Source organism: Shewanella aegiceratis (assembly GCF_019457495.1).
Taxonomy (GTDB): domain Bacteria; phylum Pseudomonadota; class Gammaproteobacteria; order Enterobacterales; family Shewanellaceae; genus Shewanella; species Shewanella loihica.
Genome location: NZ_CP080416.1, coordinates 1,615,200 through 1,641,752 on the forward strand (window position 1 = coordinate 1,615,200; position 26,553 = coordinate 1,641,752).

General features: G+C 53.1%; 22 protein-coding genes and 15 tRNA genes. 19 read left to right on the forward strand and 18 right to left on the reverse strand.

Annotation, left to right across the window (positions count from 1 at the left end):
* The first annotated feature begins 13 nt into the window (after positions 1-13).
* Both K0H80_RS07175 and K0H80_RS07180 read left to right on the forward strand, forming a co-directional pair.
* Positions 14-754 carry an ElyC/SanA/YdcF family protein gene (locus tag K0H80_RS07175; protein ID WP_220073556.1) on the forward strand — a complete coding sequence of 247 codons (741 nt, stop codon included), beginning with the start codon at positions 14-16 and terminating at the stop codon, positions 752-754.
* Between the two features lie 12 nt (positions 755-766).
* Entirely contained in the window at positions 767-1,435 is a 669-nt protein-coding gene (locus K0H80_RS07180; protein WP_220044800.1) for a DUF2982 domain-containing protein, read from the forward strand.
* Between the two features lie 180 nt (positions 1,436-1,615).
* On the opposite strand, the gene K0H80_RS07185 is transcribed toward K0H80_RS07180, so the two are convergent.
* From K0H80_RS07185 to galU, 4 genes are all read right to left on the reverse strand, one after another.
* Complete coding sequence (locus K0H80_RS07185) at positions 1,616-2,071, reverse strand: bactofilin family protein (RefSeq protein ID WP_220073557.1); 456 nt, start codon at positions 2,069-2,071, stop codon at positions 1,616-1,618.
* A 110-nt stretch (positions 2,072-2,181) separates the two neighbouring features.
* On the reverse strand, positions 2,182-2,658 hold the full coding sequence (napF, locus tag K0H80_RS07190) for a ferredoxin-type protein NapF (RefSeq protein ID WP_220073558.1): 477 nt from the start codon (positions 2,656-2,658) through the stop codon (positions 2,182-2,184).
* Positions 2,659-2,702: 44 nt separating this feature from the next.
* Positions 2,703-3,716 carry a UDP-glucose 4-epimerase GalE gene (gene galE / locus K0H80_RS07195; RefSeq protein ID WP_220073559.1) on the reverse strand — a complete coding sequence of 338 codons (1,014 nt, stop codon included), beginning with the start codon at positions 3,714-3,716 and terminating at the stop codon, positions 2,703-2,705.
* Positions 3,716-4,636, reverse strand: a complete 921-nt coding sequence (gene galU, locus K0H80_RS07200; RefSeq protein WP_220073560.1) for a UTP--glucose-1-phosphate uridylyltransferase GalU — start codon at positions 4,634-4,636, stop codon at positions 3,716-3,718. Before galU ends, galE begins: the two co-directional genes overlap by 1 nt.
* 454 nt (positions 4,637-5,090) lie before the next feature.
* On the opposite strand from galU, the gene phhA reads away from it, so the two are divergent.
* From phhA to maiA, 5 genes are all read left to right on the forward strand, one after another.
* Entirely contained in the window at positions 5,091-5,888 is a 798-nt protein-coding gene (gene phhA / locus K0H80_RS07205) for a phenylalanine 4-monooxygenase (RefSeq protein ID WP_220073561.1), read from the forward strand.
* A 46-nt stretch (positions 5,889-5,934) separates the two neighbouring features.
* Positions 5,935-6,273 carry a 4a-hydroxytetrahydrobiopterin dehydratase gene (locus tag K0H80_RS07210; protein WP_011865235.1) on the forward strand — a complete coding sequence of 113 codons (339 nt, stop codon included), beginning with the start codon at positions 5,935-5,937 and terminating at the stop codon, positions 6,271-6,273.
* Positions 6,274-6,506: 233 nt separating this feature from the next.
* Complete coding sequence (gene tyrR / locus K0H80_RS07215; protein ID WP_011865236.1) at positions 6,507-8,051, forward strand: transcriptional regulator TyrR; 1,545 nt, start codon at positions 6,507-6,509, stop codon at positions 8,049-8,051.
* A 246-nt stretch (positions 8,052-8,297) separates the two neighbouring features.
* Positions 8,298-9,284: a fumarylacetoacetate hydrolase family protein gene (locus K0H80_RS07220; protein ID WP_220073562.1), complete on the forward strand. Its 987-nt coding sequence runs from the start codon at positions 8,298-8,300 to the stop codon at positions 9,282-9,284.
* Positions 9,285-9,379: 95 nt separating this feature from the next.
* Entirely contained in the window at positions 9,380-10,024 is a 645-nt protein-coding gene (gene maiA, locus K0H80_RS07225) for a maleylacetoacetate isomerase (protein ID WP_220073936.1), read from the forward strand.
* Positions 10,025-10,053: 29 nt separating this feature from the next.
* Here the strand turns inward: maiA and K0H80_RS07230 are convergent, their stop codons facing one another.
* Positions 10,054-10,944 (reverse strand): LysR family transcriptional regulator, encoded by an 891-nt coding sequence (locus K0H80_RS07230; RefSeq protein WP_220073563.1) that lies wholly within the window; start codon positions 10,942-10,944, stop codon positions 10,054-10,056.
* A gap of 200 nt (positions 10,945-11,144) precedes the next feature.
* Here K0H80_RS07230 and K0H80_RS07235 point away from each other — a divergent pair, with 200 nt between their 5' ends.
* Positions 11,145-12,362, forward strand: a complete 1,218-nt coding sequence (locus K0H80_RS07235) for an MFS transporter (RefSeq protein WP_220073937.1) — start codon at positions 11,145-11,147, stop codon at positions 12,360-12,362.
* Between the two features lie 15 nt (positions 12,363-12,377).
* Here the strand turns inward: K0H80_RS07235 and K0H80_RS07240 are convergent, their stop codons facing one another.
* The 13 genes from K0H80_RS07240 to K0H80_RS07300 all read right to left on the reverse strand — a co-directional run bounded on the left by K0H80_RS07240 (position 12,378) and on the right by K0H80_RS07300 (position 21,468).
* The gene (locus K0H80_RS07240) at positions 12,378-13,745 is read right to left on the reverse strand and encodes a sigma-54-dependent transcriptional regulator (RefSeq protein ID WP_011865241.1); all 1,368 of its coding nucleotides are present in this window, start codon (positions 13,743-13,745) and stop codon (positions 12,378-12,380) included.
* 2 nt (positions 13,746-13,747) lie between these two features.
* The gene (locus tag K0H80_RS07245; protein ID WP_220058557.1) at positions 13,748-15,571 is read right to left on the reverse strand and encodes a sensor histidine kinase; all 1,824 of its coding nucleotides are present in this window, start codon (positions 15,569-15,571) and stop codon (positions 13,748-13,750) included.
* 83 nt (positions 15,572-15,654) lie between these two features.
* A complete protein-coding gene (locus K0H80_RS07250) occupies positions 15,655-17,052 on the reverse strand; it encodes a TRAP transporter large permease (protein WP_220044809.1) in 1,398 nt (465 codons plus the stop codon).
* Complete coding sequence (locus K0H80_RS07255; RefSeq protein ID WP_220073564.1) at positions 17,052-17,690, reverse strand: TRAP transporter small permease; 639 nt, start codon at positions 17,688-17,690, stop codon at positions 17,052-17,054. The genes K0H80_RS07250 and K0H80_RS07255 overlap by 1 nt, the downstream gene beginning before the upstream one ends.
* Before the next feature lie 87 nt (positions 17,691-17,777).
* On the reverse strand, positions 17,778-18,743 hold the full coding sequence (locus K0H80_RS07260) for a TRAP transporter substrate-binding protein (protein WP_220045243.1): 966 nt from the start codon (positions 18,741-18,743) through the stop codon (positions 17,778-17,780).
* Between the two features lie 308 nt (positions 18,744-19,051).
* Positions 19,052-20,284, reverse strand: coding sequence for an MFS transporter (locus tag K0H80_RS07265; protein ID WP_258406198.1), 1,233 nt, complete (start codon positions 20,282-20,284; stop codon positions 19,052-19,054).
* A gap of 142 nt (positions 20,285-20,426) precedes the next feature.
* Positions 20,427-20,654: a hypothetical protein gene (locus tag K0H80_RS07270; RefSeq protein WP_011865247.1), complete on the reverse strand. Its 228-nt coding sequence runs from the start codon at positions 20,652-20,654 to the stop codon at positions 20,427-20,429.
* A 152-nt stretch (positions 20,655-20,806) separates the two neighbouring features.
* Positions 20,807-20,882 (reverse strand) — tRNA-Val (locus K0H80_RS07275).
* A 38-nt stretch (positions 20,883-20,920) separates the two neighbouring features.
* Positions 20,921-20,996, reverse strand: a tRNA-Val gene (locus tag K0H80_RS07280).
* Between the two features lie 37 nt (positions 20,997-21,033).
* Positions 21,034-21,109: transfer RNA gene (locus K0H80_RS07285), tRNA-Val, on the reverse strand.
* Positions 21,110-21,147: 38 nt separating this feature from the next.
* Positions 21,148-21,223: transfer RNA gene (locus K0H80_RS07290), tRNA-Val, on the reverse strand.
* Between the two features lie 59 nt (positions 21,224-21,282).
* Positions 21,283-21,358: transfer RNA gene (locus K0H80_RS07295), tRNA-Val, on the reverse strand.
* Between the two features lie 34 nt (positions 21,359-21,392).
* Positions 21,393-21,468, reverse strand: a tRNA-Val gene (locus K0H80_RS07300).
* Between the two features lie 1,020 nt (positions 21,469-22,488).
* Here K0H80_RS07300 and gltX point away from each other — a divergent pair.
* From gltX to K0H80_RS07355, 11 genes are all read left to right on the forward strand, one after another.
* A complete protein-coding gene (gene gltX / locus K0H80_RS07305) occupies positions 22,489-23,898 on the forward strand; it encodes a glutamate--tRNA ligase (RefSeq protein WP_220073566.1) in 1,410 nt (469 codons plus the stop codon).
* 103 nt (positions 23,899-24,001) lie between these two features.
* Positions 24,002-24,077, forward strand: a tRNA-Ala gene (locus tag K0H80_RS07310).
* Between the two features lie 80 nt (positions 24,078-24,157).
* Positions 24,158-24,233 (forward strand) — tRNA-Glu (locus K0H80_RS07315).
* A 107-nt stretch (positions 24,234-24,340) separates the two neighbouring features.
* Positions 24,341-24,416: transfer RNA gene (locus K0H80_RS07320), tRNA-Glu, on the forward strand.
* A 107-nt stretch (positions 24,417-24,523) separates the two neighbouring features.
* Positions 24,524-24,599 (forward strand) — tRNA-Glu (locus K0H80_RS07325).
* 305 nt (positions 24,600-24,904) lie between these two features.
* Positions 24,905-24,980, forward strand: a tRNA-Glu gene (locus tag K0H80_RS07330).
* A 107-nt stretch (positions 24,981-25,087) separates the two neighbouring features.
* Positions 25,088-25,163 (forward strand) — tRNA-Glu (locus K0H80_RS07335).
* A gap of 107 nt (positions 25,164-25,270) precedes the next feature.
* Positions 25,271-25,346 (forward strand) — tRNA-Glu (locus K0H80_RS07340).
* A gap of 122 nt (positions 25,347-25,468) precedes the next feature.
* A tRNA-Glu gene (locus K0H80_RS07345) sits at positions 25,469-25,544 on the forward strand.
* Positions 25,545-25,618: 74 nt separating this feature from the next.
* Positions 25,619-25,694: transfer RNA gene (locus tag K0H80_RS07350), tRNA-Ala, on the forward strand.
* Between the two features lie 419 nt (positions 25,695-26,113).
* On the forward strand, positions 26,114-26,536 hold the full coding sequence (locus K0H80_RS07355; protein ID WP_258406199.1) for a cytochrome P460 family protein: 423 nt from the start codon (positions 26,114-26,116) through the stop codon (positions 26,534-26,536).
* Positions 26,537-26,553: the final 17 nt, after the last annotated feature.

A 26,553-nucleotide genomic window follows, 5' to 3' on the forward strand; every position in this document is an offset into this window, starting at 1 on the left:
GGCAAGGATAGCCATGTTCTGGGTAAAAAAACTAATTTCACAACTCTTAATGCCGATACCTCTGTCGGTATTATGTATGTTTATCGCGATCCTGATCCTGCGACGACGCAAATTCGTTAAGGCACTGATCACACTCTCTTTTACTATCTTATTGCTGGCGAGCAGTCAATGGGGCAGTCACCAGCTGACCGCACCGCTCGAGGGGCAATACCCAGTCAACAACGACCCGATAGAAAACGCCTGTGTGGTGATGGTGCTGGGCAGTGGTCACGATTCCACTATCGCCGATCGCGCCACCCTGCAGCTCTCTGCCACCGCACTGGCCCGTCTTACCGAAGGGGTGAGACAACTTAGCCTAGGGCAGGATTGCCAGCTGGTGGTGAGTGGTTGGGGTGGCAGTGATGCCTTGCCTCAGGCGCAGGTGATGGCCAATGCCGCCATGGAGCTCGGAGTGAACCCTGAGCGGATTATTCAGTTTCCCCTGGCCAAAGATACCCTGGAGGAGGCACAATTTCTCAAATGGGAGATAGGTGATAGCCCCTTCAGGCTGGTGACCTCGGCCACCCATCTGCCCCGGGCCATGATGATCTTTCATCAGGCTGGCATGCACCCTCAGGGGGCGCCGGCAGACTTTATCGCCCGGGGTGGCTACTGGTGGCAGCTAGATGCCCACAACCTTTTAGCCTCCCAGCGTTCGATCCATGAATATCTGGGGCAGACTTGGCTTAAGATTAAATTTGCTTTGGCAGATTAGCGTTTGGAGATTATGGAACAAGAAGCAGTTGTCATTCGCGCGGTGACCAAGCGTAACGCGCGCACCTTTACCCTGATTGGCGGCATCGCCTTAATCAGTGCCCTGTGCATGTTTATCGCCTCCCGGGCGCTGATGGGGCCGGGCATGGTCTGTTTCATCTTCGGCATGATCTTTACCGTGCTGGGGATAGCCAAGTGGATGCAGCCCGAGGTGAGTATAGAGCTAAGGCCCAGGGGGCTGGTGTATCACCATCACAGGGGCAGCATCTATCTGGAATGGGACAATATTCAACGGGTCGATATCCCTCGCAGCATTCAGACGTTTGATAGCCATGATCTGCCCTATATCGGCGTCAGGCTGAAATCCCTGTTGCCGCTGATCGATGATATACCGCCCAGGCTGGCGACTGGTCTCCTGAGCGAGCAGCGCCCGCTGCTGATCTCCTCCCTGAATCTAGACGGTGAACTTGCGGACCTCGAGCATTATCTCAACTCTGAATTCACCCCCATCACACTAGAAGGCACAGATTTCAGTGGCGTGCAGGCGATGTTTGCCCGGCGCTGCGCTCAGCTCAATACCCAGCTGGGTTACCATGTTTACTTGCCGGAAGATTGTTTAGACAGGGCGCCGAGGGAGTTTCTCGCGCTGCTTAGGGAATATAGAAGCAACCTTAGTCAATAGTTGGTCATCCTGGCCTGTTAAAAGTTACTGCTGATCATAGACTCATTATTATGAGTACAAGAAATGGGTACAAAAGACGGGTATAAATAAGGCCACACAATCCTGTGGCCTTATTTGTTAAAGCTGTCCACTTAATTTAGCCCGATAGGGCTCTCGCCAAGCTTACCCAGCTTACCTAGATTAGGCAGATTTAGTGAGTTCTTTAAAATAATTGTCTAACTGAGACTCTGCCTCAGGTTCGGCATCAGATTTGGTTTCAGGGTTAATCGCTTGGATGTCTGGTTCGCTGGCGAGCAGGGCGACCTCTTCGCGTACGCGCATCCCGATAAACTGACCCCCTTCGAAGATCTCCATCGAGTTACAGGCGATCTCACCCTCGACGCTACCTGTGCTGGTGATGTTTAGTTTTTCACACTTCATCTTGCCCTTAAACGCACCAGAGACCTTAATCTCCTTACACTGCAGCTCGCCTTCGATATAGCCATCGACTTCGATTGTCAGCTTACCGGTCGCGCTGATTTTGCCATGCAGTTCGCCGCCGATGAGGGCTTCGCCGGCAAAATGAGTTTCCCCTGATAATTTAGTCCCTTGCGCGATAAAGGTGAGACCTGCTTTGTTATTTTTCTTTCCAAACATAATGATTAACTTTTTGCCCGTTTTGCCCAATATTACCCTTAAACTTTGTGTAACAAAACCACTAATATTTGGCGCTGCCTGTCAGTTTTTTGGCAATGCTTTTCACTACATTAGCTAAGTTTTATCGATTGATTAGGGCAGGGCGCTACGCAGGCGCCGCAGCCGTTACACAGCTCGGTATCGATCACAGGCTTGGGTGCCTGACCTATGCTGGCGGTAAAGCTGATGGCTCTGGGATCGCAGGCATCTTTACAGGTCTGACACCAGATGCCGCTGTTGGCCAGACAGCTCTGGTCGATACTGGCCTTGATCTGCCAGGGAGTTTCTTCGATGTCGGTAAACAGCAGCTCGGGACACACCTTGGCACAGGCGCCGCAGAAGGTGCATTCATCCTGACTGAAGCTGACCTCGGGAAAGCCACCATCGCCACGGGAGAGGATCTTGGTCTCACAGGCGTCGATACACTTATCGCAGCGGGTGCAGATATCGGTAAATTCGACATCTGTGCGGCTCCAGGGCGGGCGGATCACCTGGCTCTTGCGGCGACTGAAGAGGTTGCGGCGGCTTTGGTTGATGCGATTGCTCATAGATTCACTTGCTATCAAATGGGGGGCCTGAGCCCCCGTTTGCTTTAGGCCTTGTAGCCGCTCGGATTAGAGGACTGCCAGTGCCAGCTGCTGTTGGCCATATCTTCTATGGTGTGGGTGGCCTGCCAGTTCAGCTCTGTCTGCGCCTTGTGAGGATCGGCGTAGCAGGCGGCGATATCGCCAGGACGACGCGGCGCGATCTGGTAGGCGATGGTATGGCCACAGGCTTTCTCGAACGCCTTGACCATATCCAGCACGCTGTAGCCTTGGCCTGTGCCCAGGTTATAGGTGACTAAGCCTGGCTGGGTGTTGAGTTTTGCAAGCGCCTTCAGATGGCCCTTAGCCAGATCCACCACATGGATATAGTCGCGCACCCCTGTGCCATCATGGGTGTCGTAGTCGTCGCCGAAGACGCTAAGCTTCTCGCGCTGACCCACGGCAACCTGAGCGATGAAGGGCATCAGGTTATTGGGGATATCGTTGGGATCTTCGCCTATGAGGCCGCTCTCGTGGGCACCCACAGGGTTGAAGTAACGCAGTCTGGCGATGTTCCAGCTGGGATCCGAGTGGTGCAGATCCTTAAGGATATGCTCTACCATCAGCTTAGACTGACCATAGGGGTTAGTGGCACCCGTGGGGAAATCTTCGGTAATGGGCAGTGAGGCGGGATCGCCATAGACGGTAGCCGATGAGCTAAACACTAGGTTTTTCACATTAAATTCGGCCATCACCTCGCACAACACTAAGGTACCGGTTACGTTGTTTTCATAGTAACGCAGCGGCTGGGCTACCGACTCGCCGACCGCCTTGAGGCCGGCAAAATGGATCACGGCATCGATATCATGGTCGTTAAAGACCTTCTGCAGGAAGGCCTTGTTGAGCACGTCGCCCTGATAGAAGGTGACCCCTTTATTGGTGATCTGCTCGACCCGTTTGAGGGCCTCGACGCTTGAGTTACTCAGATTGTCTATGATCACTACCTGTTGATCATCATTAAGTAGCTCAACGACAGTGTGGCTACCTATGTAGCCTGCGCCACCAGTGACTAAAATCGTCATTAATCTTTATCCTGTTGTAAATCTGAAACTAATGTTTTGAGGTAGTCGGCAAAATCCCTGCCCACTTCGTGATGGCGCAGCGCGTATTCGACATTGGCGCGCATGTAGCCGAGTTTGTTGCCACAGTCATGGCTCTTGCCATGCATGTAATAGGCGTTGACGGTTTGGCTGTTCATCAACATGGCGATGGCATCTGTCAATTGGATCTCATCGCCGGCGCCGGCGGGGGTCTTGCCCAGCAGCTGCCAGATCTGCTTAGGTAGCACGTATCGGCCAACTACCGCTAAGTTAGATGGCGCCTGGCCCACCTTAGGTTTCTCCACCAACTCATTGATGGGTTTAGATTGCCCGGCCTCCAGCTGATGGCCGTTCACATCGGCGATACCATACTGGTCGACGCTGCTCTCTGGTACGCCCTCGACCATGATCTGGCCCACTTCGGTTTCATCAAACAACTTGACCATCTCGGCCAAGTTATCCCGGCTGAGATCGCAGCTGGCATCGTCTATGATGACGTCCGGCAGCAAAACTGCAAAGGGCTCGTCGCCCACGACCTTCAGGGCACATAGGATGGCGTGGCCCAGCCCCTTGGCCTGAGATTGGCGCACGCTGATCACAGTCACGTCGCTTGGGCAGATGGCCTGCACCTCGGCCAGTAGCTGACGCTTTACCCTGCGTTCGAGTTGGGCCTCGAGCTCGAAGCTGGAGTCGAAATGGTTTTCGATGGAGTTCTTACTGGCATGGGTGACCAGGACTATCTCATTGATCCCGGCGGCTATCGCCTCGTTGACCACGTATTGGATCAAGGGTCTATCGACTATGGGCAACATCTCCTTGGGGATCGCCTTGGTTGCCGGAAGCATGCGTGTGCCGAGACCCGCGACGGGAATAACGGCCTTGCGAACTTTGTGCTGTTTCATCCTAATCCTAGTTGGCTGCGCAAAATGCCCTTTTATTCTAATAAAAACGCCCTGAAAAGCCAGGAGATTTAGGCGCTTTGGCCGCTAGCTTCTCGACGTCTGTCGAACTATTCGGCATCGGCCTTAGCCCTATCCTGAAGCCTGTAGCGGTACGCTGGATGCCAGAAAAGGGATCGTTCAGAGGATGTAAAATACCTTTACATAAAAATTTGTCTCATGGGGTAAGCAGATGAAATTGATGTCAATGTCGGCATTTGTGTCAAGAGTGTTACATGTTTTTTTCTCTGTAAGTGCATAAATAAAAACGATTTAAATTTTCATTTTCTGCCTGATGTAAATTTGAGGTTACATCTTGAGCGGCGCTTAAGCCAAATTATAAAGTGTGATCCTGTTAACAAACTCTGGCGTTTAGTCAAATATGGAGGCAGGAGCAGTCATTTGTGTTGTATTTATCATGAGTAAACAAACTACGTATCAGGCCAGACTGCCTGATAACCAAGGGTTCATCCAATACCCTGACAATGAACATGAGATCTGGCAAGCGCTGTACGACAGACAGAAGGGCAATTTGCCCCACTATGCCTGTGATGCCTATCTGAAAGGCCTCGAAGATCTTGCCTTGCCTGCAGATCGCATCCCGCAGCTTGGCGAAATCGATGCTGTGCTGCAACAGGCCACAGGTTGGAAGACGGCTGCCGTACCGGCGCTGATCTCGTTCGAGAAGTTTTTCCAGTTGCTGGCGAACCAGGAGTTTCCGGTTGCCACCTTCATCCGCAGCAAGGAGGAGTTCGACTATCTGCAGGAACCCGATATCTTCCACGAGATCTTCGGTCACTGCCCGCTGCTGACCAATCCCTCATTTGCCCGTTTCTCTCACGAATACGGTAAGTTGGGTCTGGCCGCCTCGAAAGAGGAGCGTGTCTTTCTCGCCAGACTCTACTGGTTTACCGTGGAGTTTGGTTTAATCCGTCAGGCCAACGATGAGCTGAAGATCTACGGTGGCGGCATATTAAGTTCGCCAGGTGAGACCCTTTACGCCATGAGCGACACCCCGGTGGTGAAGCCTTTCGATCTGTTGGATATCTTAAGAACCCCTTATCGAATCGATATCATGCAGCCAATTTATTACGCTATTGATTCAATTGATTATTTAGACGAAATCGTCAAAATGGACATCATGGGTGCCGTGACTAAGGCGCGTCAGTTAGGGCTACATGCCCCCATGTTTGAGCCAAAATCGAAAGCCAGTTAAGCAAGCCAGTTAATAGAGCCAGATAAGAAAATCAGAAGGAAGAAGTATGACTGAATTAGCCCAAATGAAATGCGAAGCCTGCCAGGCCGACGCGCCTAAGGTGACAGACGCCGAGTTGGCCGAGCTGATCCGCATGATCCCAGATTGGGGCGTCGAGGTGCGTGACGGTATCATGCAGCTTGAGCGTGTCTACAAGTTTAAAAACTTTAAGCTGGCGATGGAATTTACCAATAAATTGGCAGACTTAGCCGAGGAAGAGTTCCATCATCCCGGCATTCTAACCGAATGGGGCAAGGTCACTGTGACCTGGTGGTCTCACTCCATCAAGGGCCTACACCGCAACGATTTCATCATGGCGGCCAAGACAGACCAGTTATTGGACTAAGTTAAAATTGATTTAAAAACAGCGTCATAGCCTAGCTATGGCGCTGTTTTTTTGGTTGCTTTTCGAATCCGGTGTAAACAACTCTTGCCACAAATCTCATTACACTCTAACGTATAGGCGTTTTATCGGCATTTCTGCGTGGCGTGTCACACTTTTTCTGGCATGAGACGCAACCATGCTCGCGATAATCCCAAAAACCGTGAAGTAATAAATATAAAAAGGGACGAAAGGGTATGCGCTTAGAAGTAAGTTGCATCGACCGCGTGGGTCTAGCAAAAGACATTCTGGTGATCCTCGAAGGCTATGGCATTAACCTAATAGCTATCGACGCCAGTAACCAGGGATTTCTCTATCTGCAGTTTGCTGAGGTCAACTTTGATGTGCTCAGTGAGCTGTTGCCGTTAATCAGGAAGGTGGAAGGGGTGCACGACGTGCGCACCGTCTCTTTCATGCCTTCCGAGCAGGAGCATTACGCGCTTAAGACCTTGCTGAAGACGCTGCCGGATTCAGTCTTCTCCATCGACGTTAAGGGTCGGATCCGTATCGTCAACGAGTCGGCGCTGATGACGGTCAACATGGGCGAGCACGAGGTGCTCGACGAACCCCTCAATCATTGGGTACAGGGCTTTAACTTCAACCGCTGGCTCAGCGAGCCGTTAGTGTTGGCTCAGGCCACCCGGGTCAACATAGGCCAGAGCGAATACCTGGCCGAGATGCTACCCATCTATCTGCCCGACGAGAACGACAAGACCATTTTGGCCGGCGCCGTAGTCTCCCTCAAATCACCCGCACGGGTCGGCAAGCAGTTTAACGCCCTACAGAATCAGACCACAGGGTTTGAGAATGTGCTGGCGGTCAGCGACAAGATGAAAGAGGTGTTGGTGCAGGCCAGACGCATGGCCCAGCTCGATGCGCCTCTGCTGATCACGGGCGAGACGGGCACAGGCAAGGAGCTGATGGCCAGAGCCTGCCACGATGCCAGCATGCGTCGTGAGCATCCCTTTATTGCGATTAACTGCGCCGCCATGCCAGACAGCGCCGCCGAAGAGGAGCTCTTCGGTTATGTCAGCGGTGGCGAGGTGGTCAAGCGCGGCTTCTTTGAAGAGGCCAAAGGCGGCACCGTCTTCTTAGACGAGATAGCGGAGATGTCCAAGGCGGCCCAGGTCAAACTGCTGCGTCTGCTGCAGGATGGCACCTTCCGCCGGGTGGGCGGCGATGTGGAGGTGCGCTCTGACGTGCGCATCATCTGCTCGACCCAGAAGAATCTGGCCGAGCTGTGCCAGACCGGCGAGTTCCGCGAAGATCTCTACTATCGCATCCATGTGCTCAGTTTCCATATGCCCTCGCTCAGAGAGCGCAAGGTGGATGTGATCCCCCTGACCGAGATGTTCCTCGAGCATTACAGCCAGCAGCTGTCTATTCCTATTCGTCGTATCTCGGCCCCATGCCGTGAGCACCTGCTGGGCTATGCCTGGCCGGGTAACGTGCGCCAGCTGAAAAACGCCATCTTCCGTGCGGTATCCATGTGGGATGGCTCGGCGGAGCTGACGGTGGATCAGCTAAAACTACCGTCATACGCCGAGGGCTTTGGCTATTTCGATCATCAGTTTGAGGGCAGTCTGGATCAGGCGATGAAGCAGTTTGAGGCGAGTCTGCTCAGACGTCTCTATCCGGCTTACCCCAGTACCCGCCAGCTGGCGAAGAAACTTGGGGTGTCGCACACGGCTATCGCCAACAAGCTGAGAGAATATAAGATCAGCAAGCAAAAAGGGATGTAAAACCTTATTGCCAGTTGGCTGGCGGTTTTCTAGGCAGAGACAAGGCCGAAACCCCATGAATTTGGGGTTCTCTCTGCCTGTCATGAATTGTTTACAAATTTGAATGTTAAGGGAAGGAGTGTGATTTGTATCACGCTATTCCTATCTTGAGGCGCATAGGGTATTTCTATGCCAAATTGATAGTCCCAGACCCATTAGCGGCGCGCCCCTATGGTCTGGCAAGAAAAGAATTCGGAAGGAGTGGGTATGAAGTTAGCAAGTTATAACAACGGCCGTCGTGACGGTCAGCTGATGCTTGTGAGTAAAGATCTAACCAAGGCTGTTGCGGTACCGGCCATCGCGCACACCATGCAGCAGCTGCTCGACGCCTGGGATCTGCTTCAGCCGCAACTGCAAGAGCTTTATGAGGCCCTTAACCAAGGCGTGCTAGACAACACAGTCGATTTTGACGAGAACAAGTGTCTGTCACCGCTGCCACGTGCCTATCAGTGGGCCGACGGTAGCGCCTATGTGAACCACGTTGAGCTGGTACGTAAGGCCCGCGGCGCCGAGATGCCAGAAACCTTCTGGACAGATCCTCTGGTGTATCAGGGCGGTTCTGACAGCTTTATCGCGCCTAAGGCGGATATCGAGCTGGCCAGCGAAGAGTGGGGCATAGATTTTGAATCTGAAGTGGCGGTGATCACCGACGACGTGCCAATGGGCATAGACGCAGATTCGGCCGAGAAGCATATTAAGCTGCTGATGCTGGTAAACGATGTGTCGCTGCGTAACCTGATCCCAGCCGAGCTTGCCAAGGGCTTCGGTTTCTTCCAGTCTAAGCCATCGAGCAGCTTCTCTCCTGTCGCCGTGACCCCGGATGAGCTGGGCGACAAGTGGCGTGAGTCTAAGGTGCATCTGCCGTTGATCACCCATCTGAACAACGAGCTGTTTGGTAAGCCAAACTGTGGCATCGACATGACCTTTAACTTCAGCCAGTTGATTGCCCATTTCACCAAGACTCGCCCGCTGGGCGCCGGTGCCATCATAGGTTCTGGCACCATCTCTAACTACGACCGCAGTGCTGGCTCTAGCTGCCTGGCCGAGACCCGTATGCTGGAGACCATCAGCGACGGTAAGCCATCGACCTCATTCATGCGTTTCGGCGATCGCGTGCGTATCGAGATGCTGGATGAAAATGAGCAATCTATCTTTGGTGCCATCGATCAGCTGGTTGTTGAGTACAAAGGTTAATTCTCAAAAACTTTTGAGACTTCGGGGCGACCAAGGTTGCCCCGTTTTTGTAACAGCCGCCGGGTAATGGGCGGAGAGAGAAAAGGAGCCGTGTGATGAAATTATTGGGCTACTGGCGCTCCAGCGCCGCTTATCGGGTGCGTATCGCATTGAATTTGAAGGGCCTGGATACAGAGCTCGAATCCGTGCATCTGGTGAAGAATGGCGGCGAGCAGCACTTGCCTGAGTACGCTGCGCTCAATCCCCAGGAGCTGGTGCCAACTCTGATCGAGGGCGACAACGAATTTGTCTTGTCTCAGTCGCTGGCGATCATCGAATATCTCGACGAGCAATATGGCGGCGCCATGATGCTGCCAAAAGATCCAAAAGCGAGAGCCGAGGTGCGCGCCATGGCACTCTCTATCGCCTGTGAGGTGCATCCGCTGAATAATCTTAAGGTGTTGCAGTATCTCACCAACACACTTGAGCTGGATGAGGACGCCAAGAACGCCTGGTACCATCACTGGATCCACCAGGGCTTTGGCGCGTTTGAAAAGCAGCTGGAAAAACACGCCGGCACCTACTGCTATGGTGATGAGGTGAGTTTGGCGGATCTCTGCCTTATCCCTCAGGTCTATAACGCCAATCGCTTCAAGGTCGATTTGACGCCATACCCAAATATTCTTCGTATCTGGGATAATTGCCATAAGCTCGAGGCCTTCCAGTTAGCGGCGCCCGAGTGTCAGGCCGATGCCAGTTAGATTGGTCTCATGAAGCCGTTAGCACCTCGCTAAGGGTTATTCATCAAGAACTCGACGAACGCCCTGTCGGCAAGGCCGATGGGGCGTTCTCTATTCCAGGCAATATGCAGGTCTAGATGCACCGCTGGTGAGAAGGGGATGGCGCGGATAGGATCCCTGGCCTCGATCACCATCTCCAGTACGCTGGTGATGGCAAATCCTTGGGCGACCACCTGCTTGATCAGGTTGATAAGGTTAGTCTCGAAGGCAATATTCACCTCGAGGTCCAGCGCCTTGGCTTGAGACAGCATCCACTCGCGGTGGAAATAGCCGGGTTTAAACATCACCAGCTCCTGCTCGAAAAACTGCTCCAGGGTGATCCCTGTGTGCTCCGCCAAGGGGTGATCTTCTCCCACGGCCACCACCATCTGCTCTCTGAGCAGCAGATGACTGTCGAAATTAGGCTGCAGATCCTGGCCCGTGATGATGGCGATATCCACCTCTTCGTTTTGCAACATGCGCAGGCTGTCCCGTGTACCGCCCTCAAACAGGGAGAGCTTGAGATCCGGATACCTGTGCCTGAAGGCCATCAAGCGAGAGGGCAGGTAGTAGGAGCCCAGCATGCCGGGCACCGCGATGCGCACCTCGCCCTTGGTGAGGTTGGCCATGGATTTAATATGGGCCTCGGCCTGTTTGACCTGCTTGAGGATCAGCCTGGCATGTTGCGCCAGCGCCTCGCCCTCGGCGGTGAGGGTGAGGCGGCTGCCATCCTGACCGCGATAATGTTTGTTGCGGTTGACGAGCGTGACCCCGAGGGATTCTTCGAGGCGTTTTATCCCCTGACTCAGGGCGGGCTGGGCGAGGTTGAGCTGTTTGGCCGCCAGGGTAAAGCTGCCTTTGGTCGCCAGCGCCTCGAACTGCCTAAGCTGTTTGATATCCATCTTTCACCACACCTTCTCACATTTATCTATCACGCTGAGTTAGCACCATTGTCTTAAGCGCTTTTTAGCAGATTGTTTTCAAGCATTGGTCATTGGAATTGTCTATAACAAATTATTATCGACATCATATATATAATCTATTTTTGTTATGTTAGCGCCGGTGCTAGCCTGTGTCTATCTATCCTATTGAGCGCGACAACATGACCGCCAGCCGTCCACTACAACTTCGTCTGATCTGGGGCCTCTCTCTGGCCTCTGTGGTGATCTACATCAACCTGTATATGGTGCAGGGGATGTTGCCGCTGATCGCGACCAGTTTTAGCGTGTCGCCGGCCCATGCCACCCTGTTGTTGTCTGTGACCAGCTTCTCTATGGCCTTCGCGCTGCTCTTCTATGCCACCCTGTCTGACAAGCTAGGCAGGCGTAAGCCCCTGCTCTGGAGCCTGGCGCTTCTTGTGGTGGCGGATCTCATGTTGATCTGGGTGCAGGATTTCTCGGCGTTGGTGGCGGTGCGTTTGTTTCAGGGGATACTGCTGGCGGCGGTGCCCGCTATCGCCATGGCTTATTTTAAGGATCTGCTCGATACCAACGTACTACTCAAGGCGGGGGCCATCTATATCGGCGCCAACAGCCTGGGGGGCATCGCCGGGCGTCTGCTCGGCGGCTTGATGACAGAGTATCTGACCTGGGTAGAGGCCATGGGGCTGGTGAGTGTCCTGACCCTAGCGGGCGCGGTCGGTGTACTCATGTTACTGCCGCGACTCGACCGGGTGCGGATCCGTCGCCGTCAACACAAGAGTGGTTTTGGCCTCGCCGATCTCAAGGGCTTTGGCCTGCACCTTGGCGATGCCACCCTGGTGAAGCTCTACCTTTTGGGGGCGTTGGCCTTCATGGTGATGGTCAATCAATTTAGCTATATCCAGCTGCACCTGATGCAGGCGCCGTTTGGCTGGGGCAAGTTTCAGGTCACCCTTATCTTCCTCTGTTATCTGAGCGGCACCTACGCCTCGTTTCGCTCCGCCAAGTGGGTGACCCGCCTGGGACGTCAGCCGCTGTTTATCCTGTCGGCGGTGATGATGTGCGTCGGTAGTCTGGTGACCCTGGGGGATACCAGCAGCGCCATCGTCATAGGTTTTCTGCTGTCGAGCTTTGGCTTCTTCACCTTCCACAGCGTCTGTAATGCCTGGGTAGCCCAGCGCGCCCAGCAGCACAGGGCTAAGGCCACGGCGCTCTACCTGTGTAGTTACTATCTGGGGGCGGCGCTGGGCGGCCCTTTCCTCTTGCCCTTCTGGCAGCATTGGGGCTGGAGCGGCGTGGTGGCTGGCAGCCTGACCCTGCTTAGCGGTGTGATCTTCTTGGTGGTGATGCTGCAGCGCACCCATAGGCCGCGCACTCCGCTGTTAGATGCGGCGAGCTAACGCCTAGGGCTGCCACTAGTTGATGAAGGTCTTACGGTTGAGGCCGAACTTCTGCATCTTGTCATAGAGGGTTTTGCGCGGCAGCTCTAGCTGCTCCATGGTGAGCTTGATGCTGCCCTTGTTGTTACTCAGCGCCTCTTCGATCAGCAGGCGCTCGAAAAACTCCACCCGCTGCTGCAGCGACATGTTGGCGTTGAGTTGACTGCTCTGACCCAGTGAGGTGGCAAAGGCCGCCTCTGGCCCTAAGAGCACATAACGTTCGGCCAGATTGCGCAGCTCCCTGACATTGCCGGGCCAGTCGTGTGAGACCAGCTGGGCCGTGTATTCGGCCGTCAAGGGGATCAGCGCCTTATGATAGCGGGCCGAGGCGACCCGGGCGAAATGCAGAAACAGCAGGCCGATATCTTCGCGTCGCTCCCTGAGGGCTGGAATTGGCACTGTCACCAGATTGAGGCGATAGAGGAGATCCTGGCGAAACTCGCCGGTGTCGCACAGGCTCTTGAGATCCACCTTAGTGGCGGCAATGATGCGAATATCCAGGTCTATACTCTTGTTGGAGCCGAGGCGCTCCACCTTCCTGTCTTCCAATACCCTGAGCAGCTTGACCTGCAAGGATAGCGGCGTGCTCTCAATCTCGTCGAGAAACAGGGTGCCGCCGTTGGCATACTCGAACTTGCCGATACGTGTCTTATCGGCGCCGGTGAAGGCACCAGATTCGGCGCCAAACAGCTCGCTCTCTATGATGGTCTCTGGGATGGCGCCGCAGTTGATGGCGACGAAGTTGGCCTCGGCTCGAGGGCTGTGGTCGTGCAGATAGCGGGCGACCAGCTCCTTACCCGTGCCAGTCTCGCCTTCAATTAACACATCGGCGGGCATGTCGATCACCTGATGGATGATGTGGCGCATCTGCTTGATCCCCGGGCTATGGCCCAGGATACGCGGCCCTGGGGTGCTTTGGGATTCCAGCTCACGTTTCAGGCTGCGGTTTTCTAAGGTCAGGGCGCGTTTCTCCAGCGCGCGCTTGGCGATATCCAGCATGTGTTCGTTGTTAAAGGGTTTCTCGATAAAATCATAGGCCCCCTGTTTCAGCGCCTGCACCGCCATGGCGATATCACCGTGGCCGGTCAGCAGGATTATGGGAATATCCTTGTCCTGAGCCAGCAGGGTGCGCATCAGCGACAGGCCGTCGATATCTGGCATGTTGACGTCTGAGATCACTATGCCCGGCCAGTTGTCGGGCAGGCCCAGGCCAATCTGCTTGGCGTCGGTGAGGGCCAGGGCGCGGTAGGATTCGAGTTCAAACAGCTGCACCAGGGCCGAGCCTATCAGAGGCTCGTCATCGACGATTAAGATGTCGTATTGATTAAAAACTTGATTTTGCATCGTTATCCTACTGCATGAATGGGTAAGGTGATCTGGAAGATGGCGCCGCCCTGTTGGCGGTTGGCAACGCTTATCTTACCCTGCATCGCCTCGACGATACGCCGGGAGATCGACAGCCCCAAGCCCAGCCCCTGGCGCGAGCTGGTGTAGTAAGGGTCGAAGATCTTCTGCATCTGGCTCTCATCTATGCCAGTGCCGGTATCTTCTATGGTGATCTCCAGTCGGTTGCTCACCACCACACCTATGATCAGCTGTTTCGGGTTGCTGGCACGCATGGCCACCATGGCATTGCTCATCAGGTTGATCAGCACCTGCTGTAGCCTAATCGGGTCGCCCCAGAGCAGCGTCTGACACTCTGTGTTGTTGAGCACCAGATCTATCCCCTGTTTGTCTACCTCGGGCTGGACTATGGTCAGCGCATCCCTGATGCACTGCGCCACGCTAATCGCCTTGTCGTTGCCCTGGCTCTTACGGGTAAAGCTCTTAAACTGCGAAACTATCGCCGCCAGACGGTCGGTGAGCTCTATGATGGTCATTATGTTGCTGGAGACATCGTCCCACTTGGCGCGGGAGAGCAGGGTCTGGGTGTTCTGTGCATAGCTGCGAATCGCCGCCAGCGGCTGGTTGATCTCATGGTTGATGCTGGCCGACAGGCTGCCGATCACTGTGAGCTTGGCGGCTTGGATCAACTCATCCTGGGCTTCTTTGAGCTGTTGGTGACTGGTCTCCAGCGCTTGGGTGCGCTCCTTGACTCTTTGTTCTAATTGCTCATGGGCTTGTTGCATGCGGCGGGTGTTCTTACGCTTCTCGATGGCGAATAACAGCGCCAGCGCGCACAGCAGGTAGAGGGCGCCATAGAGCAGGAGCAGTGGCGGCAGCGAGCGGTAGATGGGCGTCATGGGCGAGAGGATATGCACCTGCCAGCCCGCGTCGCTCATGTAGGCGGCGTTATCCATAAACTCGGCGCCGCGCTTGTCATCGCCTATCTGATAGATCTGATAGTCTGCCGCCAGGGATGGGGCGAAGGGGGGCTCGATCGCCAGCGGACTGATCTCACGGTTGGCGTAGCGTCTCGAGGATTCGATGCGCTGCTTGAGCTGATGAGTCACAGGCGTCAGCGCGGTGAGGCGCCACTCAGGTCGGCTGGAGAGGAAGATAATATGGTCCGGGTCGCTGATGGCGAATTCATAGTTGCTGCCCCTGGCCATGCCCGTGCTCTGCTGCTCTATCTCGGTAACATCGACCTTGACTACTATCGCCCCTAACACCTTGGCCTCGCCTTGGCTGGGGGTGACCGGATAGCCGTGGCTATAGATGGGATAGGAGAAGTAATAACCGCGTTTGTTCGAGCTGGTGCCGACGGCGAAATAGCGGCCCATCTTGCCCTCGATGGCATCCTTGAAATAGGGTCTGAAGGCGTAATTCTTGCCGATAAAGGAGTAGCTCTGCTGCCAGTTGCTGGCGGCGATGGCATCGCCGTCGATATTGACCAGATAGATATCCAGCGCCTCTGTGATGCTCTGGATCTCCTCCAGATAGCGATTGAGCGGCGTGATGGTATCGGGGTCGTCCTGTTTTAACAGGGCGCTGGCCAGCAGCGGGTTGGTGGAGAGCACATGGGGGATGCTCTCATAGCGGCTTAGAGACCCTGAGAGGAAGCTCAGCAGCTCTTTCATCTGGGCGTTGGATTGTTGCCGCGTCATCTCATAGCCATGTTCCAGATGGAACCAGTAGGCGACGCGCAGGGTAAAGGCGAGGCCCAGGAGTATGATGAAGCCGACGCCGAGGTATTTTCTTCTTGTTATAATTTTCGACATATAAGGCATGTCCAATTGAAAAAGCGAATCTGAAAGGGGACCGATTAGATCCCGTTTCAGACTCGCCCAATTGTTAAGCAAAATCAAGCGATTTAATAACCGTTTAACTTATCAATATATTCCGGCAGGAACAGAGAGATCTGCGGAATATATGTGATCAGCGCCAGGAAGAAGAGCAGAAGCCCCAGCCAAGGGATACAGGAGTGGATCACCCATCCCATGCTGCGGCCGGTGATCCCTGCGGTCACAAACAGGTTGAGCCCCACAGGCGGCGTCAACATGCCTATCTCCATGTTCACCACCATGATGATCCCCAGGTGGATAGGGTCTATCCCCAGCTGGGTGGCGATCGGGAACAAGATAGGCGCCATGATCAGCAAGATGGCCGATGGCTCCATAAAGTTACCCGCAGCGAGCAGCAGCAAGTTGACTATGATGAGGAAGCCCCATACCGGCAGTCCCATGCCCACTATGGTCTCGGCAATAAGATGCGGAATTCGCTCTGTGGTGAGCACGTGGGCGAACAACATGGCGTTGGCTATGATGAACAGCAGCATGATGCTGACCTTGGCGCCATCGCGCACCACGTGACGGATCTCCTTGTCGGCCGGGGTCTTGAAAACCGCCAGCACCATGAAACCCAGGTTACGCAGCACGGCTCTGATGAGCGGCTCGCCGCTGTCGCGCCAGCTGACATTTTTCAGCGGGCCGATATCACGATAACCAAATACCGCGATGAAATAGGCGTAGACGCAGGCAACGGCTGCCGCCTCGGTCGGGCTGGCGATACCGCCATAGATGGAGCCGAGCACGATAACGATAAGCGCCAGGCCGCCCATCGCCTTAGCGCTCGATATGGCCAGGGGCCGAAAACCGGGGAAGGGACGGGAAGGCAGCTTCTTGATTCGGGCCACGATATAGATGGCGAGCATCAACAGGAGTCCCATCATCAGGCCGGGGATAAGCCCCGCCATGAACATACGCGCCGCCGAGACTTCCGTCGCCGCCGCGTAGACTAGCATCACGATAGAAGGCGGGATCAAAATCCCTAGCGTACCTGAGGTGGTGATCACCCCAGCGGCAAACTTTTCAGGGTAGCCGGCGCGAACCATGCCGACGATAACGATAGAGCCGATGGCGGCAACCGTGGCGGGTGATGAGCCTGATACCGCGGCAAACAGCATACAGGCCATCACAGAGGCCATGGCGAGACCACCGCGAATGTGACCTACGCTGTCCATGGCAAAGTCGATGATGCGCCGGGCGACGCCGCCGGTAGAGAGAAACGCCGACGACAGAATGAAGAAGGGGATCGCCAGTAGTGTGTAGTGCTCCGAGGTGGACTCATAGAGTTTCAATGCCACCGAGGCCAGTGAGTCATCGGAGAAGAGTAATATGGTCAACATGCTGGAGAAGCCAAGGGCGATGGCAATCGGCATGCCCAGCAGCATACAGAGAAACAGGCTGATAAAGAGGGTTGCTATAGTCATTATTTTTGGTCTCCCGGCTGCTTGTCGTCGGCCTGGGCCTCTTGATCGATAAGGTGCATGCTCTCCTTGGCTTCATCGGCAAAGGCAAAGCCGTCTGTTTTATTGGTGATGATGGCAAGAGCCAGCTGCAAGAAGCGCCAGGTAAGCAGAATAAAGCCGATGAGCAGTATGCTTTGAGAGATCCACAGCGGCACAGCAGGCTCTTCGACGTCGATGCGCAGGTATTCCCAGGCAAAGTCGCCGTCCAGTCCGCCAATCAGAAAATGAGGGAAGTCGATATCTTCCATGGGCACGCCAATTTGATACATCTTGGCCAGGTAATCCCAGCTGCCGACCAGGAACATGCCGCAGTAGATAAGGCAGATGGCCACGGCCAATATGGCGGTGTACTTACGTCCCTGGGCGGGGAGTTTTTTCACGAAGGCATCGACGCCTATGTGGGCGCCGACCTTGACGCCATAGGACATGCCAAATAGCACGAACCAGCCGCAGATGGTGAGCGTCAGCTCCTGGATCCACAGGAAGCCTGTGTTAAAGAAGAAACGAGCGATCACTTCGACAAAGACCAATAGGGTCATGGCGGTGATCAAGGCGTTAAGTACCACCTCTTCGATATGAGAAAAAAAGCGAGACATCATCTCTAAGACTCCTTAGATAGGAAAGAGGCCGAATGCCATGGAAACGGCCTCAATGCTTTCCTATTAAGTTTAGTGGGTTAGCGCTTATTATTCGTTTGAGGCAACGGCTGCATCGATAAGATCTTTACCTATCTTATCTTCGAACTGTGCCCATACTGGTTTCATGGCGTTGACCCAGGCGGCGCGCTGTTCTGGCGTCAGGTAGGTGACCTCAGAACGCTTAGAGTCGATGATGGCTTGCTTGTCCTTGTTCACCTTGGCCGCGGCGATCTCGTTACCATAGGCAATGGCTTCATCCAGCGATGCCTTGATCACCTTGCGCTTGTCGGCGGGTAGCGACTTCCAGAAGGTGTTTGAGGTGACCACCATGTAGTCGAGCACACCGTGGTTACTCTCTGTGATGTTGCTCTGTACTTCGTAGAACTTCTTCGAGTAGATGTTAGACCAGGTGTTTTCCTGACCATCGATGGCGCGGGTTTGCAGCAGGGTGAAGACTTCAGAGAAGGGCTTCTTCACCGGAATAGCTTCGACCGCCTGGAACTGGGCCGCCAACACGTCTGAGGCCATGATACGGAACTTCTTACCCTGGGCATCTTCTGGCAGGACAAGCGGGCTACTGGCCGAGAACTGCTTCATACCATTGTGCAGGTAACCCAGGCCGACGACGCCCTTACGCTTCATCGAGTTCAGCAGTTGCTGGCCGGCGTCGCTCTGTTGGAAACGGTTAACGGCGTCCATGTCTTTGAAGAGGAAAGGAAGATCGAATAGCTGCAGCTTCTTGGTGTAGCGCTCGAACTTGGAGAGTGATGGTGCCACAAACTGCACGTCGTTCAGTAGCAGGGCGGAGAGCTCGTTGTTGTCACCAAACAGCTGAGAGTTTGGGAACACGTTTACTTGGTACTCACCGGGTAGACGCTCTTCTACTAGTTGCTTGAACTTCAATGCCATCTGGCCTTTAGGGGTGTTTTCGGCCACCACATGGGAAAACTTAATTTCCGTTGGTGCCGCCCAGCTGTTTAAGCTGGCACCCAGAAGGGCCGCGATTGAGGTCATCTTGACGATCTGTTTGATAAAGGTACAGGTGTTGAGTCTGGTCATTTTGTTATCCCTATTATTGTTAATCCTTCAGTGCCTTAGGGCGACTGCCGGTCACAGTGTGCTTAACTCATAGAAATTATAGGCAAGGACCAGGCCAAAGATGTTTAAATTATGTAAATTGTCCTATATCAACATGTTGCGAGCTGTTGGTTGATTAGTAAACAGGTGTGCTTGGGGAGGATATCGCCCATTGGTCTTATTTCAATGGGTGGGAATCCACCCATTTTGCGGGGTTAAAGTTTGAGCTGAGTCCCGTTATCGGGTTAATTGTGCGCTGGCCAGTATTCACGTTTGAAGTGACCGTGATATAGGATGGCGCCGGCAGCCGCCGCGCACAGGGCTCCGATCAACAGCACAATCTTGACATCGAACACGGCTAACAGGCCGCCGAAGAGGGCGGCGAGCAGGTTGCCGACGCAGAAAATGGTTACCAGCATGCCCATAAGCTGTCCCTGGGGTCTGTCTTGATAGGCATGGGACAGGTAGGTCGGCAGGAAGCTGTTGTAGATAGCGATGCCCGCGCCTATGGTCATGAAGGTGAGCAGATAGCTGTCATTGGTGAGATAGGGAAAGCAGGCCAAAGAGGCGCCAAACAGCAAGATCCCCACCAGACTCGCGCTGGCGTGGTTGAGCCTGCGCTGAAGCACAGGGGTAAACCAGATGCTGGTGGCGATCATGCAGCCGGTGAGCAGCACGGTTACCCAGCTGATCTGCGCCGGGGTGAAGTCTGCCTGTTGCACCAGGTGCAGCGGATAGAACTCATAGTAGAAGTTAACCCCCATGGTCAGCAGCAGGTAGAGCAGAAAGAAGCGTCTCAAGGCCGGCTCTCTGAGCAGCACCAGGCTGGAGCCTTTCTCGGCGTTGGCCTGGGTTTCATCTAGCTGACGGGGCAGGAGATGATGGCTCAAGAGGGCACACAGAATACAGGCAAGTGCCGCCGCGCCAAACACTGTCTCCATCCCCCAGTCGATGAGGTAGCCGCCGGCTAACGGCCCAAGCAGATAGCCGCCATAGCCCATGGCGCTGATCAGCGAGAAGCTGCGGGTCTTATCGATTTGCGGATGGAGATCGGCTGCTATCGCCCTGGCGATGGCGATGTTGCCCTCGCAGATCCCCGTCAGTAAACGCGCGAGACAGAAAAGCACAAATTGTTCCGAGTGCGCCGCGAAGGCCGTGAGCCCATAACCCAGCGCGCTGCCGAGTAGGGTGAGGCTGAGCATACGCTTGCGCCCATAGGTGTCAGACAGGCTACCGATGAAGCTGCCGCCTATGATGATCCCCAGTGGATAGATGCCTAAGACGATGCCCATTAAAAATTCGCTGGGTAGGCCCATGAAATGGGTAAGGGGAGAGCTGTTGTCGTGAAATAGTGGTGCCAGCACAGGATATGGCAGTGCAATGCCCGCCACACTGATCAGGGTAACGATTAGGGTGACGCCGAGAATGCGCTGGGCCGTCTGCTTCGGAGCGGCTTGTAGGGAGTCGGTGGCCTTCATGACAGCCTTCAAAAGAATCAATAGGTAGGACAACTCTACCTCAGCAATTAATTAAGTAAAGTGTTTTGTTTATTTAATTAAGTGGAGGGAAAGAGAGATTTAGGTAAGCTATTTATTTTATTGGTAATAACATCAGAATTTATTATTTTGGCGGGTTGATGCGTTTTAGAATTGCCTCGCTGGGCAGCAGCTCCAGATGGCCCTGAGCATCGAAATACCAACCTGTGATGAAACCTTTTTGCCGCATGGCGACCAGGTTTTGCATCACCTCCTTGGCTTCGATCATCGCTTCCTGCTCATCGCATTCATGGGTGAGTTTGAGGTACGCGGCAATGCTTGCCAGCGACGCAGATTGAGTAACATCGGCCATGTTCAACCACCTTGAGTCGTACTTGGTTTGAGCAAAGTCTTAATGAAGAATAGTTGAGGCTAAGGGATTCGCAATAGCGAGAACCGGGCGCAATGGCTTGCTGCTAGGCTGTTTGATTATAAATAGGGGAGTGAAGCAATAAAGAGGAAATATGGTGGTCGATACTGGGCTCGAACCAGTGACCCCCTCCTTGTAAGGGAGGTGCTCTCCCAGCTGAGCTAATCGACCTGGGACTGTCTGTGATTTATCATTTCATAGCCATGCTATGGTGGTCGATACTGGGCTCGAACCAGTGACCCCCTCCTTGTAAGGGAGGTGCTCTCCCAGCTGAGCTAATCGACCTGGGATAAATACAGCATATTACATATTTTGATAACAATGGTGGTCGATACTGGGCTCGAACCAGTGACCCCCTCCTTGTAAGGGAGGTGCTCTCCCAGCTGAGCTAATCGACCTGGGACATTATTATATTCGATATTCTCTCGTGAAGAGATGGTGGTCGATACTGGGCTCGAACCAGTGACCCCCTCCTTGTAAGGGAGGTGCTCTCCCAGCTGAGCTAATCGACCTGGGAATATCTCACAACATTGAACTCGATGCACCACATATTTCAATCTAGGACAAAATATGGTGGTCGATACTGGGCTCGAACCAGTGACCCCCTCCTTGTAAGGGAGGTGCTCTCCCAGCTGAGCTAATCGACCTGGGACACATCAAATTTTTCAGCCATACAGTGTATGGTGGTCGATACTGGGCTCGAACCAGTGACCCCCTCCTTGTAAGGGAGGTGCTCTCCCAGCTGAGCTAATCGACCTCGCTGTGTGGGGCCGTATTATAGGGGGGAACGATCTACTGTCAACGCTTTTTTCGAGAAAATAATGAGTCCGGTTCAAATTTGTTCGGATCGTCTTAATGTTAAACAAATCAGGATGATTTCCGGTGCCGCCCTGGCGAAAGCCTGAGCAGAAGGGGGGTCTAGCTTGCCGACCAGATTTAGGACTTGGCAGCGACGAGCGGCGAAAAACAGGGAAGCGTGATAAAAACATTCGGTAAAAAGGGGCGATCATTGGAAGGCTTGCTGGCTTTTGACGCGTTGTTATTCACCTTTCTCTTTTGCCAGGTTGGCAAAACGATGTAGCACTTAGTTAAGTGAGACGGCTTAACCGTTAATACGGCATCTTGCATCATGTCCTTCAGCATATTTTCTGCACCATCTTTTTCTGCACCATATATAGTCGCTGCAAATGATAAGAAGAGGAGCAGGTTGCTTTGGCTCTTATCATTTAGATTTTTGCCATTTAGGCCTCATCACTTGGGCTCTCTAATCGCTGCTGACTAATAGCCGCTTCCTATTTTTTGCGTGCTATCTATCCTTCTATAGGTCCTTAACCTTAAATAAGGGAGCTTATTATGAGTGCCGTGTAACAGTAGTCTGAAGCTCGCAGCATTTATATGCCTATGATCAACCTATCTGATCATCTCTTCAGATCACCGCTTCTTCTATCTATGCCTCTTCTATTTCCTGCATTCCCATTTTTATTTTCATTGGCCTTAGCTCTATAGAGGAAGACTGTCATTAGGTAGACGTCGTCTATATCGAGAAGCGGGTAGGTGGATGTAGTGACTATCTCGCGGCGGCACATTCCTAGCGTTGCATTCATCTATTGAGTATCTGCCGAGTATCCTATGATGGGGGGATCACCTTTTCGGGCCGCCGGGCAAGCTGCGGTTGTCCTGGCTATTTTCTCTTATCCCATTTGGCTGTTAGAATAGCGGCCACATTAAATAGCTCAGTCTATATTTAGACCATTCGATAACAGGTTACTGTCCCATTATGACGATTAAGACGCGTTTTGCTCCAAGTCCTACCGGTTTTCTTCACGTAGGTGGTGCTCGTACTGCACTCTATTCATGGCTCTATGCCCGCGCTAACCAAGGTGAGTTTGTCTTGCGTATCGAAGATACGGATCTCGAACGTTCAACTCCTGAAGCCTGCGCAGCTATCTTAGAAGGTATGGAGTGGCTTGGACTGAACTGGGATGAGGGTCCGTACTACCAGACTAAGCGTTTCGATCGCTACAACGAGATCATCGCGCAGATGCTAGAGCAGGGCACCGCCTATAAGTGTTACTGTAGCCGCGAGCGTATCGAGGCGATGCGTGAAGAGCAGGCTGCCAAAGGCGAACAACAAAAGTATGATGGTTGCTGCCGTGATAAGGCGCCGCGCGATACCGACGAGTCTTTTGTGGTGCGTTTTAAAAACCCAACCGAAGGTAGCGTGGTGTTCGACGATCACGTACGTGGCCGTATCGAGATCTCAAACGAGTTGCTGGACGACCTAATTATCGCCCGTACCGACGGTACGCCTACCTATAACTTCTGCGTTGTGGTTGACGATTGGGATATGGGCATCACCTGTGTGGTACGTGGTGAAGACCATATCAACAACACTCCGCGCCAAATCAACATCCTTAAGGCACTCAATGCGCCTGTACCTGAGTATGCCCACGTGGCGATGATCTTAGGTGACGATGGTGCCAAGCTGTCTAAGCGTCACGGCGCAGTTGGTGTGATGCAGTATCGTGATGACGGTTATCTACCAGAAGCGCTGCTTAACTACCTGGTACGTCTAGGTTGGTCACACGGCGATCAGGAGGTCTTCTCTATCGAGGAGATGAAGCAGTACTTTAAGCTAGATGACATCAATAAGGCGGCGTCTGCCTTTAATACCGAAAAACTGATCTGGTTGAATCAGCACTATATGAAGGAGCTGGAGCCTGAATATGTGGCCAAGCACCTCGAGTGGCACATGCAAGATCAAAACATAGATACAGCAAACGGTCCTGCGCTGGCTGAAGTGGTCTCGGCATTGGCCGAGCGCGCCAAGACCCTAAAAGAGCTAGCTGCTTCTAGCCGCTACTTCTATGAAGACTTTGCCGAGTTCGATGAAACCGCCGCTAAGAAACATCTGCGTGGTGTTGCCTTAGAGCCGTTACAACTGCTGCAAAAGAAATTTGCCGAGCTGAGCGAGTGGAACGTAGAAGCGATTCACCAGGCTATCGAAGCGACTGCTGCAGAATTAGAGCTGGGCATGGGTAAGGTCGGTATGCCACTGCGTGTTGCGGTAACCGGTGCCGGTATGTCGCCTGCTGTAGATTTAACCGCTTTCCTCGTTGGAAAGGCCCGTTGTGAGCAAAGAATCTCCAAAGCGATTGAATTTGTAGCAAATAGAATAAATTCCTAAAAAACGAGTTGACACTTTTGGGTGTGCTGCATAGAATGCGCCTCGCAGTTGAGATACAGCCGGCAGATGCTCGCAGTGCACTCAAAGGTGACAAGTTAGGTAAGGGGCCTTAGCTCAGCTGGGAGAGCGCAACACTGGCAGTGTTGAGGTCAGCGGTTCGATCCCGCTAGGCTCCACCATCTAATTTGAAAGCGTTGAAGCAATAGCCTACTGGCTTTAACGAGTATTCACTCGATACAGAGTATAACGTATCAACAGTGTCCCATTCGTCTAGAGGCCTAGGACACCGCCCTTTCACGGCGGTAACAGGGGTTCGAATCCCCTATGGGATACCACTTTCTTGAGTGGTTGACTGCGAAGTTGACGATTCGATAGCGTTGAAGCAATAGCCTACTGGCTTTAACGAGTACTCACTCGATACAGAGTCTAACGTATCAACAGTGTCCCATTCGTCTAGAGGCCTAGGACACCGCCCTTTCACGGCGGTAACAGGGGTTCGAATCCCCTATGGGATACCACTTTCTTGAGTGGTTGACTGCGAGGTTGACGATTCGATAGCGTTGAAGCAATAGCCTACTGGCTTTAACGAGTATTCACTCGATACAGAGTATAACGTATCAACAGTGTCCCATTCGTCTAGAGGCCTAGGACACCGCCCTTTCACGGCGGTAACAGGGGTTCGAATCCCCTATGGGATACCACTTTCTTGAGTGGTTGACTGTAAAGTTGACGATTCGATAGCGTTGAAGCAATAGCCTACTGGTTTCAGCGAGTATTCACTCGATACAGAGTATAACGTATCAACAGTGTCCCATTCGTCTAGAGGCCTAGGACACCGCCAACTTTGGTTTATAAAGAGTCGGCGGCAGCAGGGGAGCGAAGCTCCTATGGGGATACCACTTTCTTGAGTGGTTGACTGAGAAGTTGACGATTCGATAGCGTTGAAGCAATAGCCTACTGGCTTCGACGAGTATTCACTCGATACAGAGTCTAACGTATCAATAGTGTCCCATTCGTCTAGAGGCCTAGGACACCGCCCTTTCACGGCGGTAACAGGGGTTCGAATCCCCTATGGGATACCACTTTCTTGAGTGGTTGACTGTAAAGTTGACGATTCGATAGCGTTGAAGCAATAGCCTACTGGTTTCAGCGAGTATTCACTCGATACAGAGTATAACGTATCAACAGTGTCCCATTCGTCTAGAGGCCTAGGACACCGCCCTTTCACGGCGGTAACAGGGGTTCGAATCCCCTATGGGATACCACTTTTTTGAGTGGTTGACTGCGAAGTTGACGATTCGATAGCGTTGAAGCAATAGCCTACTGGCTTCGACGAGTATTCACTCGATACAGAGTATAACGTATCAACAGTGTCCCATTCGTCTAGAGGCCTAGGACACCGCCCTTTCACGGCGGTAACAGGGGTTCGAATCCCCTATGGGATACCACTTTCTTGAGTGGTTGACTGCAAAGTTGACGATTCGATAGCGTTGAAACATTTCTCTTATGAGATGGCCTACTGGTTTCAACGAGTATTCACTCCCTTACGGAGTCTAAATGTAAGACCGGCGTCCCATTCGTCTAGAGGCCTAGGACACCGCCCTTTCACGGCGGTAACAGGGGTTCGAATCCCCTATGGGATACCACAACTTATTTTGAGAAACTTTGAAATAAGATGTTGTGTTTGTTCAGGTTTTACTGTATAGTCACAATCAGTTTCGGGGCCTTAGCTCAGCTGGGAGAGCGCAACACTGGCAGTGTTGAGGTCAGCGGTTCGATCCCGCTAGGCTCCACCAAATAAGCGTTTAGTTACGCGGAAAAGACCACCCAATAGGGTGGTTTTTTTTCATCTGTAGTTTATTCACATTTCAGTCTGTTCTCACTTAAGTTTGTTTCCAGTATTGTCTGTTTCATTTGGGGCTCTCAATTTAGGTTCGCCCATTTGATTCTCTGTCATTAAGTTTTTGTCTTACTTCAGCTTTCTCCAACCAACGGAGAGCTCTTCTTCATAGATGCTGAAGTCCTCATTGATGAGAAAATCATGCCCTTCGGCAAAGCTCATCTATTGCGTCTACACTGACAAAACTAACTGCTAGGCGAGTGACTAGTGTATTTGGGCAACAGAGTGAGTTAGACCATGAAGAGATCCCTTTTTCTGCTGTTAACAGCAATTTCATTAATTTCATCAGTAAGTTATGCAGAGGATACGACACCTTTGCCGTCCCATCAGATCGCCTATCCTCAAGGCTGGCAAACCTGGTCGAGTATTGCCGTGTCCCATCGCACCGATAACAACACGGTCAGGGCCATCCTGGGTAACGAGATTGCGGTCAATGCGGCCCGTAGTGGCAATCATATGCCTTGGCCCGATGGCGCCATCTTTGCGAAGGTAGTGTGGAAGGCGGGCGAATTAACTCATTGGCCGCAGGCGATAGGCCCCAAGACATTCGTCCATGCCGAGTTTATGTTTAAAGACTCGGTGAAGTATGCCGACACCTATGGCTGGGGCTGGGCGCGTTGGGTCGGGGAGGATCAGACCCCCTTCGAGGGCGGCATGCAGGTCTGTATCAGCTGCCATACACCGGTTAAAGACAACGACTGGGTCTTTACCGAACCGGCATGGTTTCCGAACAAGTGATAGAGGTAGCCGTTTTA